Consider the following 223-nt stretch of genomic DNA (forward strand, 5'->3'; position numbering starts at 1 on the left):
CACGAATTACCATTTCATATCCGTCGCCCCGTTCTGATACGTTACCATCTAACCCATTCTCAACTTTAAACCCGGTCAATGTCCCATGCCAGCTTTCAAGATGCACTAAACGAGATAGCATTCCTTTCAGGATCAGTTTTTTCTCGCGTTTTTGCTGTAACTGTTGTTCATACTCTCGCGCCATATCTACATTATCTAAAGCATCCGACAGGATTTTCTTTTC

General features: G+C 42.2%; 1 protein-coding gene. It reads right to left on the reverse strand.

What is annotated here, in order from left to right; genetic code table 11:
* Positions 1-223: hypothetical protein (locus HGG74_RS21845; protein WP_376766168.1), on the reverse strand; the 223-nt coding region annotated here is incomplete at both ends.

Source organism: Arthrobacter mobilis, from assembly GCF_012395835.1.
Lineage (GTDB): Bacteria > Actinomycetota > Actinomycetes > Actinomycetales > Micrococcaceae > Crystallibacter > Crystallibacter mobilis.